General features: G+C 35.3%; 11 protein-coding genes. 9 read left to right on the plus strand and 2 right to left on the minus strand.

Annotated elements, in window-relative coordinates; translation table 11 throughout:
* Both ES677_RS08795 and ES677_RS08800 read right to left on the minus strand, forming a co-directional pair.
* Window positions 1-242 (minus strand): ISAon1 family transposase N-terminal region protein (locus ES677_RS08795; RefSeq protein ID WP_148380069.1); only part of this gene is annotated, 242 nt, incomplete at its 3' end.
* 330 nt (window positions 243-572) lie between these two features.
* The gene (locus ES677_RS08800; protein WP_148381042.1) at window positions 573-1,130 is read right to left on the minus strand and encodes an RNA polymerase sigma factor; all 558 of its coding nucleotides are present in this window, start codon (window positions 1,128-1,130) and stop codon (window positions 573-575) included.
* A gap of 109 nt (window positions 1,131-1,239) precedes the next feature.
* Between ES677_RS08800 and ES677_RS08805 the strand changes: the two genes are divergently transcribed.
* From ES677_RS08805 to ES677_RS08845, 9 genes are all read left to right on the plus strand, one after another.
* Window positions 1,240-2,373: a FecR family protein gene (locus ES677_RS08805; protein ID WP_148381043.1), complete on the plus strand. Its 1,134-nt coding sequence runs from the start codon at window positions 1,240-1,242 to the stop codon at window positions 2,371-2,373.
* Between the two features lie 154 nt (window positions 2,374-2,527).
* Window positions 2,528-5,965, plus strand: coding sequence for a TonB-dependent receptor (locus ES677_RS08810; RefSeq protein ID WP_246124412.1), 3,438 nt, complete (start codon window positions 2,528-2,530; stop codon window positions 5,963-5,965).
* Window positions 5,966-5,979: 14 nt separating this feature from the next.
* On the plus strand, window positions 5,980-7,395 hold the full coding sequence (locus ES677_RS08815) for a RagB/SusD family nutrient uptake outer membrane protein (protein WP_148368521.1): 1,416 nt from the start codon (window positions 5,980-5,982) through the stop codon (window positions 7,393-7,395).
* 31 nt (window positions 7,396-7,426) lie between these two features.
* A complete protein-coding gene (locus ES677_RS08820; protein ID WP_148381045.1) occupies window positions 7,427-8,458 on the plus strand; it encodes a TlpA family protein disulfide reductase in 1,032 nt (343 codons plus the stop codon).
* Window positions 8,459-8,747: 289 nt separating this feature from the next.
* On the plus strand, window positions 8,748-11,549 hold the full coding sequence (locus ES677_RS08825; RefSeq protein ID WP_148368519.1) for a M16 family metallopeptidase: 2,802 nt from the start codon (window positions 8,748-8,750) through the stop codon (window positions 11,547-11,549).
* 107 nt (window positions 11,550-11,656) lie between these two features.
* On the plus strand, window positions 11,657-13,642 hold the full coding sequence (locus tag ES677_RS08830) for a protein-disulfide reductase DsbD family protein (RefSeq protein ID WP_148381046.1): 1,986 nt from the start codon (window positions 11,657-11,659) through the stop codon (window positions 13,640-13,642).
* A 104-nt stretch (window positions 13,643-13,746) separates the two neighbouring features.
* Complete coding sequence (locus tag ES677_RS08835) at window positions 13,747-15,243, plus strand: aminotransferase class V-fold PLP-dependent enzyme (protein WP_148381047.1); 1,497 nt, start codon at window positions 13,747-13,749, stop codon at window positions 15,241-15,243.
* Between the two features lie 203 nt (window positions 15,244-15,446).
* Complete coding sequence (locus tag ES677_RS08840; RefSeq protein ID WP_148368516.1) at window positions 15,447-16,610, plus strand: MFS transporter; 1,164 nt, start codon at window positions 15,447-15,449, stop codon at window positions 16,608-16,610.
* 67 nt (window positions 16,611-16,677) lie between these two features.
* Window positions 16,678-17,163: a GbsR/MarR family transcriptional regulator gene (locus ES677_RS08845; protein WP_148381048.1), complete on the plus strand. Its 486-nt coding sequence runs from the start codon at window positions 16,678-16,680 to the stop codon at window positions 17,161-17,163.
* Window positions 17,164-17,198: the final 35 nt, after the last annotated feature.

A 17,198-nucleotide genomic window follows, 5' to 3' on the forward strand; every position in this document is an offset into this window, starting at 1 on the left:
AGAGTCCATCGTCTACGCTTTATATGGAGCAGTACCGATTTGCCTCTTAAAGGGAAATCTTCAACGGTTATCTCAGGCAAGAAGCCTTTGGATTGCGCTAATTCTGATTGGTACTCCTTGGGCAGCACGTTCTTTTCTTCTAGGTAAAAATGAACCTTACCTTCTGATGATTTATGGTCTACAATTTCAAAATAATCCATAACGCCTTCCGGTAACAAATACTGTGCTAATTTTATATCCAAGATCTAATCTGTTTTTGTCAAAGATAAAGTTTCTCCCCAAGTTTTACGTTTGATCCAGAGTAACGCCATTTGGGAGCATTCCTAACTGTTACGGATCAAGTGCAAAAGTTGTAGGATTTTAGGATTAAGCAAAAAGAGTAGTCCGTCTAAAAAGCAAAAGTTCTATATTTTTGACACTTCTAAATTGGGCTCTAAACGCTTCTGTTTTTGCGTTGAAAGATTAGGTAGGTGGATTAGTGTTTTGTAAGTAAACAGTTGAAGATTGCCTTTACCGTTTCAGAACTAATTTTTTGCGATATAGAAGGGATTTAAAGCCTCGCGTTTCATTTTTTAATTGTCAATAAGAGTTAAAAAGAGCACGAAGTCATCTTTGTAGGCGTCTCTAATTTTAATGAAGGCAATTCGCATTTGGGATTCTACCGTTTTTACAGATAAATTAAGCGTTTCTGCAATCTCTTTGTATTTTAAGCCTTCCATTTTTAGCTTCAACACATCTTGACAGCGTTCGGGTAAGTCGTTGATAATGGACTGTAAACGCGTGTATTTATGTTCTAATTCTTGGGCTGTTGGTGAGTTGTTGTCCTGTAGTAATTTATATTTTAATTCTTCAAGAACCGTCGTTTCTTTGTTCTTTTTACGCAGCGACATTAAAAATTGATGGTACGCCATTTTGTACAAATAGCTCTTTAAAGAGGTGTGCACGTTTATTATATCGCGTTTGTTCCAGAAATCGACAAAAACAATTTGAACAATTTCTTCGGCCGTGTCTTTACTATTGGTAAAATTTATCGCATAAACGCATAACGGACGGTAGTGCATGTCAAAAAGCTGCTTAAAAGCTAACGTATTACCTTTTCTAATTTGTGTTATTAGACTTTTATCGTCCATTAAAAGTGAATAAAATTGGTGCCGAAGTTAACAATATTAAAAAATAAAGTTAAATTTTTTAAGGGTAAATAACGAATACAGCATCATAGTTATAAATTAAGCAAAAAAATTGAAACATATAATTGTTAAATATATCAACGACTCTATCTCTCCAAAAGAATTAGAAGTATTGAAAATCTGGTTAGTAAAACCAAAAAATCAAAAAAAATTCAAGCAATTTTTATTGTTGAATAATGATTTGAATGCCACTCATATTACTATTGATGAGGTTAAAGCTTTTAAAAAGGTAAGTGCAAAGATAGATAAAACAACGTCTACGAAATCTAAAGGTCTCGTTAATGTATTGAAATACGCTGCCATTTTAATTGGGTTGTCTTTTCTTGGGTATTCGGTTTACGATTATACGGCGACGAGTACTATTACAAGTGTAAAAGTAGCACCAGAAATAACATTACAATTGGAAGATGGAACGATTCAAGTTGTGAAAAATGATGTGGAAACGGTTATTTTAAATGCCTCGGGTAAAAAAGTGTCTGAACAAAAAGACAACCAATTGGTGTATACGAATACTGAGAACGCCGAAGAGCTTTTAAGTTATAATACCTTAATAGTACCGTATGGAAAAACGTTTGGAATAACATTATCTGACGGTTCTAAAGTAACCTTAAATGCAGGGTCTGAGTTAACGTACCCCGTGCGTTTTATTAAGGGCGAAAAAAAGAGAACGGTATTTTTAGATGGTGAAGCTTTTTTTAAGGTAGCAAAAGATAAAATGCACCCGTTTATAGTAAACACTCAAGATATGGATGTTGAAGTATTAGGTACCGCGTTTAATGTAACGTCTTATAGTGAAGACCATAAAACCTACACTGTTTTAATGGAAGGTAAAGTGGCGGCACATAATAAATTAACAGGCAATAATTCTGTAATTTTAAGTCCTAACCAACGTGTGTATTTTAATAACAACAGGTTAGAGACCGAAACAATTAACACAGAAAAATATGTGGCTTGGGTAAAAGGAAAGCTTGTTTTTATAGATGATTCTTTTGGTGTGATTACAAATAAGTTAGAGCGTAAGTTTAACGTAACGATTCATAATAATTACGCTGCTTTAAATACTATTATCATTACTGCGACTTTTACTACCGAAACTATAGAGCAGGTATTAAATACATTTCAGACGTACAAAGCATTTAATTATACGCTGAAAAACGGCGTAGTTACCATTACAAAACCTAATTAAAAAATTTAAAAAAAAAGGAAGATGCGTCAACATCTTCCCCATAAATAACCAGTAATCAATCTCCATTGTTAACCAATTAAATCGATGTAAACTTATGAAAAAACAACGAATTAAAAATGTGATATCTTGCATTTTGAACCAATCCCACTTAAAGATGAAATTCACACTCCTCTTTTTGTTTTTAAGCCTAGCGCAAGTCAGTGCTTATAACAGTTACGGTCAAAATAATAAAGTGACCTTAAGCGAAAATCAAGTAACCTTATCTCAAGTGTTACAACAAATTGAAAATCAGACGGATTTTTTATTTTTTTACAACAGTAAGGAACTTGATAGTAACCAGAAAGTCTCTTTAAATGTCGATAACCTTCAGATCGTTGATGTTTTAAGTCAGTTTTTAAATGATTTAAATATTTCTTACCATATTCTGGGTAATCAAATTGTACTAAAAAAATCGGATCCAGAAACAGCGATCAACGTCTTAATAAAAAAGCAGCAACTAGAAGTTACCGTTACGATTATAGATGCTACGGGAATGCCAATGGTTGGTGTTACTGTTATTTTAGAAGGGACCAATAAAGGAACTATTAGTGATTTTTATGGTAAATATAAAGTAGCGATCGATGCACCAGGTCAAGTGTTAGTGTTTTCCTCATTAGGTTATAAAACGGAACGAGTTATAATAGGCGAAGATTTAACTATCGATCTTGAAATGGATGAAGATTTAAGTCAATTGGACGAAGTGGTCATTATTGGTTATGGTCAACAAAAAAAAGAAAATGTTACAGGAGCAGTCTCTACTATAGATACCAAACAAGTGGTGCAAGCTGCAACAGGGTCGGTAGGATTCGATCGCGCTCTTGGAGGATTAGTAAAGGGAGTTCAGGTGTCTCAATCTTCTGGACGTCCGGGATCGCCAGTAAACTTAAATATTAGAGGGATTACATCTCCGTTGTCTTCCGGGTCAAACCAACCTTTAATTGTAATCGATGGTTTTCCTTTTAATTCAGATAATACAAATTTAGGAGCAGCGAATCCATTATTAACGTTAAACCCTAACGATATTAAAAGTTTTAATGTTTTAAAAGATGTGGCAGCAACCTCTATCTATGGGTCTCGTGGAGCCAATGGTGTTATTATTATTGAAACTAATAAAGGAAAACGTAACCAAGATGCCAAAGTTAACTTATCGTATTCTACAACATTAGCGCAGCCTATTAATACGGTTGATGTGTTGAATGCTAAAGAATACCGTCAATTTTACGATACTTTAATAAGTAACACCGTTAGCGCTATGAACGCAGGGCAAATGGATCCTTTCTTTGCTTTCGATTTAGCAAACATAGGAAATGTAGATATCGATTTTAATACGTTTCAAGTGAGTTACGACGGCTTAAGAGATGATTATTTTGGAGCCGCCGATACGGATTGGAGTAATGAGGTGTTTAGAAGTTTAGCTATTACAAAGCAAGCTAACATAGGCGTTTCTGGAGGTAGTGATAAAAGCAACTATTCTTTAAGCTTAGCCTTTATAGACCAAGAAGGATTGACACGACAAGACGGTATTAAGCAATACACTTTTGCGTCGTCTCTTGATACAGATGTAAACACTTATATAAAAATTGGAGGGGCACTAAATTTCAGTCACTCTAACACGAAATCTGGGGAAGAAGATGTTTTTGGACAATACACTGTAAATAGTTCTATCGCTAGAGCACGGCCAGATTTGCCTGTTTATGACGATAATGGGGAGTTGTTAGGTCAAGCGGATTTTGCTAATGGTTTTCAAACTTACGAACCAAATCCATTAATGCGTTTGCAAAACAAAACGAATAATAAAGGGTATAACTTTATTGGGAATACATACCTTGAAGTTGAGCCTATAAAGGATTTAAAAATAAAAGCAGATATTAATGCTGCTATTTTTTATGCAGATAACAGCTCTTTTATTCCCAAAGTGGCGCAAACAGATTTTGTAATCTTTCCCAATCAATCGTTATTAAGTGAGACGCAAACCTTGAGTTCTAATTTAACAACAAACTTAACGGCAGATTATGCGTTTAATTTTTCAGATCACCATTTTACGGTTTTAGCAGGTGCTGCATGGGAGCGTCGTAATTCAGACTATTCCAGTATGTTTTATGTAGGTTTCCCGGACGACGATTTTTTAATTAACGGAAGTTCGGCAGAGTCTATTGGCGCTTACACCGATTACCGTGTAGAAACAGGATTGAATTCCTTATTATCTCGTGTAACGTACCGATACAGTAACTTATATAATGCAACTATTAACTGGAGGAGAGATGCCTCGTCTAAATTTGGACCTCAAAATAAATCAGCTAATTTCCCATCATTATCTTTAGGATGGAATATGATGAACGAGAACTTCCTGATGGATGTTGAAGCTATTAATACTCTTAAATTAAGATTAAGTGCTGGTCGTGTTGGGTCTACAAACTTACCAGATTATGCTTACGAATTATTTTTAGAGTCCAATTCAGACGATATTTATAATGGTAATTCTGCGGTAGTACCCAGCGACGATTTTCCAAATAAAGGGGTCGCTTGGGAAGAAACATCAGAGTATAATGTAGGTTTAGATTACGAATTCTTTAACTCACGTTTACGTGGAGGAATAGATGTGTATAACCGTAAAACGGAAGGCGCTTTAGTTAACACTCCAATTCCTTACGAATTAGGAGGCTTACGCTACACGTCGAATTTTATAGATATCGAAAATAAAGGGGTTGAGGTTAGTTTAGGTGGCGATATTGTTAGAAACGATAACTTTACGTGGTCTGCTAATGTTAATTGGAGTTTAAACAGAAACAAATTAGTAAAATTACAAGGTTCAAATATTAATCAATTTTTATTAGATTATTTTATAGAAGGAGAACCCGTAGGAACCATTAAAGGTTATAAAGTGGTTAAAATTTTCCAATCGCAAGATGAGGTTGATGCACTTAATGCGGCATCACCAGAAGGATTATATGATCAGATGTCTACCTCTGCCGGAGATTATATGTATGAAGATTTAAATGGTGATGGCGAGATATCAATAGAAGATAGAACAGTTATTGGTACTATTCAACCCGACTTTTTCGGAGGGATTTCGAATACGTTCACCTACAAAAATTTCAGTATGACTGCGTTAATGCAGTATTCAGTAGGCGGAGAAAGAACTTGGGATAACATCCCTTTTGGATCCTTAAATCTTTTAGGGGAGAATAAATATAGCGAATACGGTTTAAATACGTGGACCCCAGATAATCCAGAGGCACGATACGCAAGAGCGCTTTATTTCGATCCCTCTCAAAGTAGTAGAACCTCAGATAAGTACTTATACGACACCTCTTATTTAAGATTAAAAAGTGTGCAATTACGTTACGCTTTCGATAAAACAGTCTTAAACAAATTAGGTTTCGATCACGCAAGTATTGTGCTTTCTGCAACGAACTTATTTACTTGGACAAAGTGGCCAGGCATGGATCCAGAAACATTCTCAGAGCGTTCGGATATAGCGAGTCAGACTAATAGTGAAGATCCTTATCCGTTATCAAAATCATTCTCTTTAGGTGTACAACTTCAATTTTAAAAAACAAAACAAAGATGAAAACATATATTAGAATATTTAAAAGCTTAGTGTGTTTATCACTATTTGTTGTGGTATCCAGTTGTAGTATAGATGACGTTAAACCCCTCAATAAATTAACTCCAGATAACACTATTAGAGACGCGACTTCTGCACAACAAGTTTTAAACGGCGTGTATGATTTAGGTCGTGAATTTAATGTAAACTCTTTTCCTTTATACTTAGCGGCCTACGGCAATGAGGGAAGAATAAGTGGAACCTTAAGCGGAGGCACAGGTTTTAATACCAACGAAGTACCGGTAAGCAACCCGTTTTTAGCGAACCTGTATAATGGACATTATAAAATAATTAGCCTAAGTAACTTTTTAATTGAAGGCTTAGAAGCTGGAGATGCTATTGGTATTTCAGAAACACGCAAAGCAGAGATGTTGTCCGAAGCTAAGTTTCAACGTGCTTTTGCTTACTTTAATTTACTGCGTTATTTTGGTGAGTTTTACGATGTAAATTCTGTTTATGGCGTTGTGGTTAGAACAGAATTTGCAACAGATATTGAAGCTAATCCTAGAAACACGGTGCAAGAGGTATATACCTTAATTGTATCAGATTTAGAATTTGCAGTCACTAATGGCCCTACATTTATCGATCATTTCTACGCCGGTACTTTAGCATCAAAAGCGTTATTATCTAAGGTGGAATTATATAGGGGTAATTACGATACGGCAGCAACCTTAGCATTCGAAGTTATTAATAACTCAGAAGACTATATGTTAGAACCACAATACTCAGAAATTTTTAATAAGAGATTTCTTAGCGACGAGGTTCTTTTTGCACCATTTGCGGGACCAGGTGCAGAAGGGGGAAGCAATATGGCACTAATTAAAAACACGACCTATAGCGAAACCTTAAAGGCTACTGCCGATGCGCAAGTAGGAACAGCAACAGATGGCGATTTAGCAGGAGCAGGGGGGAACTTCGATCCGAGATTTAGTTTTGCTTATTCTGATGACACACACGGTGATAACGATCAGGCAAAATACCCTTTTGTAGCTAATGCAGCTTCAGAAAACAACACGATATATCATTTGCGTTTAGGCGAGATTTACTTAGTACACGCAGAGGCGGAAGCGAGACGTGTTGGTGGCGATTTAACTGCAGCCTTAGCAAGTGTAAACGAGATTAGAAATCGTGTTACTATTACCCCTAAAACATTTGTAGATCAAAACACATTGTTAGAAGACATAAGACAAGAGAAACTATTGGAGCTTTTTTATGAAAACGGAGAGCCTTTATTCGATGTTATCCGTTACGATAGATTAGGAAATCTTGACGCGACAACTGTAAAACCCTCTTTAGTTACCAATCGTTTTATCTTACCAATTCCATCGCAAGTTATTATAGGTAATAACACCGTTATTCAAAATCAAGGATATTAATTCCAAATTAAAATTTAAAAAAAAGTTCAATATGAGAAATTTAATACTAATTGCACTAGTTAGCCTTATGGTATCGTGCAATAAAGAAGTGCCTAAAAAGGACTACGCGGTTTTATATGGTACAGTAGAAAACCCTAACGATAGCATAAACTTGCGCTTGTTTAATCCGGTAAGCTCTAAGTCGGTTATTATAGACGTTGACGAAAACGGAAACTTTAGAGATACTTTAAAGCTAGAAAACCCCGTTAATTATAACACGGTTTACGATAAAGTTTTTGAAGTGTATTTGCAAAATGATATGGATCTTAATATGAGTTTCGATGCGTCTAACATTCAAGAAACCTTAACCTTTAAGGGTAAAGGTGCCGAAGAAAATAACTTTATAAAATTTAAAACGGGACATTTAAGTTCATTGTTTGGTAAAGATTATAAGGAATATCTGGGTGCCGAAGAAACCGATTTTAACGCGCGTACAGACGCTTTTATGACTACGTTTTATGCGACATTAGATAACAAAGAAGCGCTTTTAGATTCCACTTTTGTAGCAGACGAGAAAAAGAAAATCGAAGAGTTTAAAACGGGTATGGTTGCCCAGCACGAACAACAATTAGAAATTAATTCTAAGTTAGGTAAAGGATTGCCTTCCCCAGAATTTACCGATTACGTAAATTATAAAGGCGGGACCTCTTCGCTTTCAGATTTTAAAGGAAGTTATGTTTATATAGATGTTTGGGCCACTTGGTGTGTGCCTTGTATCTACGAGATGCCCTATTTAGCTAAAGTTGAAGAGGCGTTTAAAGATAAAAACATTACGTTCTTAAGTATCTCGGTCGACAATCAGAAAGATAAAGCAAAATGGAGAAAAATGATTGAAACCAAAGCATTAGATGGCGTTCAATTATTAGCAGATAATGCTACGGAATCTAAGTTTATGACGGATTATTACATTTTTGGTATTCCACGTTTCATTTTATTAGATAAAGAAGGAAACATTGTTAGTTATGATGCGCCTAGACCTTCAGAAGAGGGTTTAAAAGATCTATTTAATTCTTTAGATATATAGTTGTTTGAATTAGTTGAAGAACACACTTAAGACTCTTTTGTATTTAAAAAAAAAGCCAGAACCTATCGTTGTTCTGGCTTTTTTATGCGTTTTGCTGTTAAACGCAAACCTATTCATCCCAATTATGACGTGATTCTATAGTATATCAGCAACAGTTTTACATTAACATTTGGACGTGTTTTGTGGTTGCAACTCTTAAAATTATCACAAAAGCAAAATAAGTATAAGGGTAAGACTTAAAAATAGCATCATACCACTAAGTAATAACAAAACCATAACTCAAAAAAATATGCGGCATTTTACCACTTTATTTCTATTCTTATTTTGTTTCCAATTGTTTGCTCAAAATGCACAACAAGATCCATTATTGCCAGTTAACACCAAAATTAAAAAAGGAGTGTTAGATAATGGTTTAACCTATTATATCTATGATACGGACGTCACTAAAAATGCGGCCAGTTATTATATTATTCAGAATGTAGGATCTGTTTTAGAAAACGATAACCAACAAGGTTTAGCGCATTTTTTAGAACATATGGCGTTTAATGGAACAGAGAATTTTGAAGGCAAAGCTGTTTTAAATACGCTTCAAAAAGAAGGGGCCGTTTTTGGTCAAGACATCAACGCGTTTACGGCTTTTGACGAAACGGTTTATAATATGAATAATATCCCAACGCGTCCAGAATTAATAGATACGTGTTTACTTGTTTTACACGATTGGTGTAATGCGTTGGCGTTAACTGATGAAGAAATTGATGCTGAGCGCGGTGTTATTAAAGAAGAATGGCGTACACGCCAGTCGGGAAGTATGCGTATTTTTCAGCAGAGCTTACCAGTGTTATTCAACAATACAAAATATGCAGAACGTATGCCTATTGGCTTAATGGATACGGTGGAAAATTTCGAATATAAAACCCTTCGCGATTTTTACCACGATTGGTATAGAACAGATTTACAAGCGATCGCTGTAATAGGAGATGTTGATGTTAAGGTAATTGAAGCTAAAATAAAAGCATTGTTTTCGGAGATACCAGCTATTAAAAAGCCTAAAAAGCGTGAGGTTATAACGATTCCTGATAATGACGAACTCCTTTACATCTTAGCTAAGGATAAGGAAGTTACAACGGCACGCATAGAGTTTGGTATTAGACATCCAAAAGTAAAAGCGTACAATACGACTAGTGATTTAAAAAGTTTCCTACTAGAGAATATGATTACGACGATGTTTAGAGATCGTATTAAAGAAGTGTCTCAAGATCCTAAATCTCCTTTCGTAAATGCAAGTATTACGTATGCTAAAAATTCACGTACAACAAATGCATTAACCTTAAGTATTTCTCCAAAAGCGAATGAGCAACAAGAAGCGTTTAAGGCGGTGGTTACAGAAATTAATAGAGCGGTAAAGTTTGGATTCACGCAAGCGGAAATGGATCGTACCATTGTTCAGATAGAAAACTACTACACGACATTAATCAGTCGTGAGAACGATAAATCGCACGAAGCGATTGTTTATGGTATACAGCAGAATTATTTAGAGAATATCGAAATGATTGATATCGCGAAACAATTCCCTATTATGGAAAATATTTTTGCGAATTTGACTACAGAAGATATTCATACTAAAATGAAAACATTATACACTGAAAACAATAGATTTATTATTGTAACAGGTGTTGAAGGTGACAACAATTTAACGAAACAACAAACGTTAGATATTTTAAGTAGCGTAGAGAAAGATAATACGTTAACGGCGTATTCGGATACGTTTTCAGGAAAGACCTTAATTTCTGATGCCGAAATAAAACCAGGATCTATTATTTCTGAAATAAGAAACGATGCTATAGACGCGACAACTTTTAAGTTAAGTAACGGTATAACGGTACACTATAAATTTGCCGATAAAAATAAAAACGACGTTAAATTAGAAGCTATTAGCTACGGTGGATTGTCATTAATAAAAGACGCGCATTTGGCCTCTGCTAAATATGCAAATACAGTAGTGCAACAATCAGGGTTAGGAGACTATTCGGCAACCGATTTAGATAAAGTGCTTACCGGTAAAACCGCCTCTACAGGAATCGAGATTTTAGATTTATCAGAATCTATTTACGGTTCTGCAATCACAAAAGATGTGGAAACTCTATTACAAATGGTATATTTGCGTTTTGTAAATCCGCGTTTCGATGAAAATGCTTACAAAGTGTTTAAAGGACAGCTAGAGAATTATGTTGTAAGACGTAGTGAAGATTTAAATTCTAAAATGCAAGACCGTTTAATTGTTGCACTTTATGGCGAAAATAATCCTAAAAAACGATTGATAAATGCTAGCTTTGTAGCGGATTTAAATTTTGATGAAATAAAAAATATTTATCTAGAGCGTTACAAAAATGCTTCAGATTTTGAGTTCTTTATTGTTGGAGATGTTTCTAAAGCGGCTTTAAAACCGTTATTAGAAAACTATGTTGCAAGTATTCCTACTTCAGCAGTACAAGAAAAATGGATTGATAATACAGCTGAATGGAAATCGAACACCATTAAGCAGGAAGTGTTATTAGAAATGGAAGATCCAAAAAGTTCGGTTAAAATTGCGTTTAAGAATAATTTTAAACACTCTTTAAAAAATGAATTGCTAGCAAAAACGTTAGTTGGGATTTTAAATTTAAGATATAATGCCACTTTAAGAGAAACGGAAGGTGGAACGTATGGCGTTAGTTTATATGCTAACGTGTCTAAACGTCCAAAAGAAGAGATCTTAATCGCGATACAATTTGATTGTAACCCCGATAAAGTAGAAACTCTGGTAGCTATCGTTTATGAAGAATTAAATAAAATTGCCAACGGTGTTATTACGCAGTCGGATTTAGATAAAACGGTAACGAATTATTTAAAAGAAAAGCAACAGCAAGAAAACTATAATAGTCACGATATGCGACTGTTATTAAATTATTTCAGAGAAGGTTATAATATGGATAATCCGAAAAACTTTGAAAATATAGCAAACAAAATAACGGCAAAAGAGGTGACGGAATTCACGAAAAGAGCACTTAAAAATGCAAAATCTTATGAAATCATCTTTAGTCCAGAAAATTAATAATAACCGCATCTTTATGTCGCATTACCAAATTGCTTATTAAGGTAATGTTGTATAGTAAAGATGTTTATAGCGCTGAAAATAACAGCATTTTAAAACAAAAGAAAATGAAGCACTTTATTTTAATTTTAGCATTAGCCATCGGCTTCAATGCCTTCTCACAAATTTACGATCCCGTAAAATGGAACACTTCTGTTGAGAAGATTTCTGATACCGAGTACTTTTTGGTGGCCAATGCAACTATAGAGAGCGGTTGGCATTTGTATTCTCAAAACGTCCCTGAAGATGGACCAATACCAACAACATTTACATTCGATACAGAAGATTCTTTTGAATTAATAAATAAAGTATTAGAAGAAGAAGGCGTTACTATAGACGATCCTGTTTTTAATATGCGTATTAAATTCTTTGCGAATAAAGCGTCTTTTAGACAGCGCATAAAAATACTAAACAAAGAACTTTCTCTTGTTAAAGGAGAAGTCGAGTTTATGGTTTGCGACGATACACGTTGTTTACCGCCTGAATATTTAGATTTAGAATTTGATCTTACTAACGCAACTGCGGTAACTGAGAGTTCTCTAAAAGCAGAAACGTTAACGCCAGCAGTAAAGAGTAAAGCGCTAAAAGATACAACAGCGAAAACGGAGTCAAACGATGGGAAAATTAAAGGGTTATTTGGTATTTTCTTTATCGCGTTTCTATCAGGATTTGCGGCATTGTTAACCCCGTGTGTGTTCCCAATGATTCCTATGACAGTGAGTTTCTTTACGAAACAGAGTAAAAACAAAGCAAAAGGAATTAAAAATGCAATTATATACGGACTGTGTATTATCGTTATTTATTTAGTATTAGGAACGGCAGTAACGGCTATTTTTGGTGCGGAGTCTTTAAATGCATTGGCAACCAATGTGTGGTTTAATGTTATTTTCTTCATCCTATTAATAGTATTTGCATTATCATTCTTGGGCGCATTCGAAATTATGTTACCTAACAAATGGGCGAATAAAGTTGATGCTCAGGCGAGCCGTGGTGGTTTAATTGGTATTTTCTTTATGGCTTTAGCATTAGCAATTGTATCCTTCTCTTGTACAGGACCCATTGTCGGTACATTATTAGTAGAAGCGGCTTCAAAAGGAGGTATAGCACCTATTATTGGGATGTTTGGTTTTTCATTAGCTATAGCATTACCCTTTGCTTTATTTGCAGCGTTCCCAGGATGGTTAAATTCACTACCAAAATCTGGTGGTTGGTTAAATACAGTAAAAGTGGTACTTGGATTCTTAGAGTTAGCATTAGCTTTTAAATTTTTATCTCAAGCCGATTTAGTGTTACAACTTCATATTTTAGAGCGTGAAGTCTTTATTGCGATTTGGATCGCTGTATTTGGTACGTTAGCCTTATATCTTTTTGGTAAAATTAAATTACCTCACGATTCACCTTTAACACACATCTCAGTAGGACGTTTAAGCTTAGGTTTAATTGTTTTAACCTTTACCATTTATATGATTCCTGGATTATGGGGTGCGCCATTAAAAATTATTAGTGCGTTTCCACCACCATTAGATTATGCTGAGTCTCCTTACGGTGTAGGGAATTCTAAAACTGGTGGCGGTTCGGCAGCGGTATTACAAGAGTTACCAGAAGGCGGACATTTATTAGCACCACATCAAATTTTAGCGTTTAACGATTACGATAAGGGTGTTGCTTATGCTAAGAAAGTAAACAAGCCAATTATGCTAGATTTTACAGGATGGGCTTGTGTAAACTGTCGTAAGATGGAACAAAACGTTTGGGTAGACGATAGAGTGCTCAACGTATTAAAAAACGAGATAGTACTCATTTCATTGTACGTTGATGATAAACGTAAACTGGAAGAAGATGAAATTGTGGAATCGCAATTAAAACCGGGAAAACAATTAAAGTACATCGGACAAAAATGGAGCGAATTCCAAACGATTAAGTTTAAAACAAATACGCAACCTTTCTATGCTATCATAGATCACGAGGGCGAAACTGTTAATGAGCCTGTAGGGTTTATGTTCGATGCCGATGAGTATTACGCTTGGTTGCAAGACGGAGTCAGTAAGTTTTAAATCAAATTACAAGACCATTACCTATAGCAAAATAGGTAACCGTCTTTTTAGTATAAAATACAGCAGTTTTATTGCGCTTATTAAAAATTACAGAATAACACATTATGAAAACAGATACACTTAATAAACAAGACACCACGTTAGATTTAGAAGCCTATTTTAAACCCTTCAGAGCTGGTGTAATAGGTAACGATGCCACGTTTAAATCTCTGTATGGTAAACAAAATATGTTGTATGCCGATTGGATTGCTAGTGGAAGATTATACCAACCTATTGAAAATGTAATCTGTGAAAAAGTGGGGCCAATGATGGCGAATACACACTCTTTTTCAAGTGAAAGTGGTAAGGCGACAACATACTTATATCATGAAGCGCGTAACGTGATTAAACAACACGTTAACGCTTCAGAAGAGGATGTATTAGTAACCACAGGAACAGGGATGACGGGTGCTTTAAATAAGTTACTACGCATCCTTAAGTTATTACCAGCAAACCTTAGCGGCGCACCCGTTTTAGAGGCGGATAGACCAGTAGTATTTATAACACATATGGAACACCACTCTAATCAAGTGTGTTGGTTTGAAACAGAAGCCGATGTTGTTATCCTTCCTCCAGACGATAAAGGATTGGTAGCGACCGAAGTCTTAGAAAATGAAATCAAAAAATATAGCGATCGTAAGTATCTAATTGGTGCGTTTACAGCGTGTTCTAACGTTACGGGTATTATTTCTCCGTACCAAGAATTGGCTAAAATAATGCATAAGTATGGCGGACTTTGTTTCGTAGATTTTGCGGCCTCGGCGCCGTATGTAAACATTAATATGCACCCAGAAAATGAGGATGAGTGTTTAGATGCTATTTTCTTTTCTCCTCATAAATTTTTAGGTGGTCCGGGAAGTTGTGGTGTTTTAGTATACAATAAAAATATACACCAAAGAGAAATTCCTGATAATCCAGGTGGTGGAAACGTAAAGTGGACAAAACCTTCAGGGGAATTTAAATATGTGGAAGATCCAGAAACTAGAGAAGACGGTGGGACGCCAGGCATTATTCAAGTAATAAGAGCGGCTCTTGTTATTAATCTAAAAGAGAAAATGAATGTCGATAAAATGAAAGAACGTGAAGACGAACTTTTAAAGTCTTTTTATGATGGGGTTGAAGATATCAATGAATTAACGTTGTTAGGGACAAGACACCAAAAGCAAATTGGTTGTGTGTCTTTCAATATAGACCATATGCATTACAATTTAGCGGTACGTTTATTAAACGACCGTTTCGGAATTCAAGTGCGTGGTGGTTGGTCTTGCGCTAGTACGTATGCGCATTATTTATGTGGTATTAACGCTGCTAGTTCTAGCGAAATTATTGCACAAATTGAAGCGAAAAATTTAACCGAGAAGCCAGGTTGGGTACGTTTATCTATTCATCCAACAATGTCTAACAAGGAAATTACCTATGTTGTAGAGTCTATTAAAGAGATGGTAGCGAATCAAAAAGAATGGTCTGCAGATTATACTTATAACAGCGGTACAAATGAGTTTGATTCTATTACACCAGTAGAAGTAGACTTACAGCACTATGCAGATATTTTAAGTTTATAAGTTCACTCTATAGGCAAAATAGAAACTAGAGCACTCAGATATCCTAAAGATGTCGTGATGCAAATAGTATAGGCATCCTTTTAATTCTTGCAATTAAAAGGATGTTTTGTTTCGATAGGGCATTATTTAAGCGAAATGTACCTTTTTTTGATAACTTTGCACCTTTGTTTTAAGGTTAAAAATAGTAAACATCAACTTCAAGAATGTCACCAAAACTAACGAATTCCGTTTTATATTTAATGAGCACATCGGCAGGGTTAATCGTTGCTAATTTGTATTATAATCAACCATTATTGCATCAAATGGCCGTTACATTCAACGTCTCTGATTCTGCGGTTAGCAATGTTGCATTATCTACGCAATTGGGTTACGCCTTTGGGTTGTTGTTTATTATTCCGCTCGGCGATAAAATATCTAATAAAAAAATATTAAGAGTAGATTTTTTTGTAATGGTTCTGGCTTTAGTCGCGGCAGGTTTATCTAATACGTTATTTCTATTAATAGCGAGTAGTTTTTTAATTGGTTTTACCTCTGCTATTCCGCAGTTATTTGTGCCTATGGCAGCAGCATTATCAGACGATAAAGGTCGCGGGCGGGCAATAGGTATCGTAATGAGTGGTTTATTAATTGGGATTTTAGGAAGTCGCGTAATTAGTGGCTTAGTTGGAGCGCAATTTGGTTGGCGCATTATGTACTATGCAGCAGCGCTACTGATGGTTGTTTTATTCGTTTTGCTAGCCTATAAACTTCCAAAAATGAAGCCGACCTACAAAGATAGTTATGCCAGCTTAATGAAATCACTTTGGTTTTATTTTAAAACAGAACCCGCTTTACGCGTAGCAGCCTTAAGAGGTGCTTTAGCTTTTGCGGGGTTAAGTGCCTTTTGGACAACGCTCGTATTTTTAATGGAGGATTCCTTTGGTTACGGTAGTGGTGTAACAGGCGTTTTTGGGCTGTTTGGAATTGCCGGTGCTTTAGGAGCAACTGTTGTTGGTAAAATGAATGACAAAGTCAGTAAGAATAAAATTATAATGGTTAGTGCTATTTTAATTCTCGTTTCTTGGTTTGTGTTTTTGGTTTCCGCTCAGTCTTTAATTGGCCTAGTCATTGGTGTTATTGTGGTCGATTTAGGTTTACAAGGGTTACACATAACCAATCAAAACATCATTTTCTCAAAAAACCCAGAAGCCCGTAATCGTGTAAACACTATTTATATGGTCGGGTTTTTTATTGGCGGAGCTCTAGGTACGGTCTTAGGTGCTTTCGCTTGGCAGCACTACGCGTGGGTTGGTGTTTCTGTTTTAGGGATTGTTTTGTCTGCATTAATCATTGTGGTTCATCTTATATATAGGAATAAAGCCTATTAGCATTTTGTATTTTAAGAATGAGTTCATTATGTTGTGAACTAATTGTAGCTTTGTAAAAAATTTGAATATGAAAGCAGCCTCAATACAACATAAAGAACTTATCGAAGATATCGGAATGGGTATTGAAGAACGGGCGGGCTTATCGCCGTTAGCATCGCGTATTTATGCCTTGCTAACGATGACGTCTTACGACGGGTTGACTTTCGATGAGATAAAAGAATCCATTGAAGCTAGCAAGAGTTCTATTTCGGTAAATATAAAAGTACTTCTTCAATTAAGATATATAGAATATTACACCAAACCAGGGGATAGGAAACGTTATTTTAAAGTGTCTAAATATTTTCAGATAAAATTTTTAGAAATCTATATGGATGCGCTTGAAAAACAAATTACCCTTGTTGATAAAATAAATAATTACAATAAAGAATTTCAAAAAGAAAAGTTCGTTAACGAAGAATCTTTAGGATTAATTACACAAGATTATCTGACGAAAATGAGAGATCTCGTTGCTGTAACCATCGCTAAAATAGCAGAGTTTCAAACGACGGAGTAATTTGATGTCTTTACACAACGGAAAAAGATAAATTA

It is taken from the genome of Bizionia gelidisalsuginis (assembly GCF_008086185.1).
Classification (GTDB): domain Bacteria; phylum Bacteroidota; class Bacteroidia; order Flavobacteriales; family Flavobacteriaceae; genus Bizionia; species Bizionia saleffrena.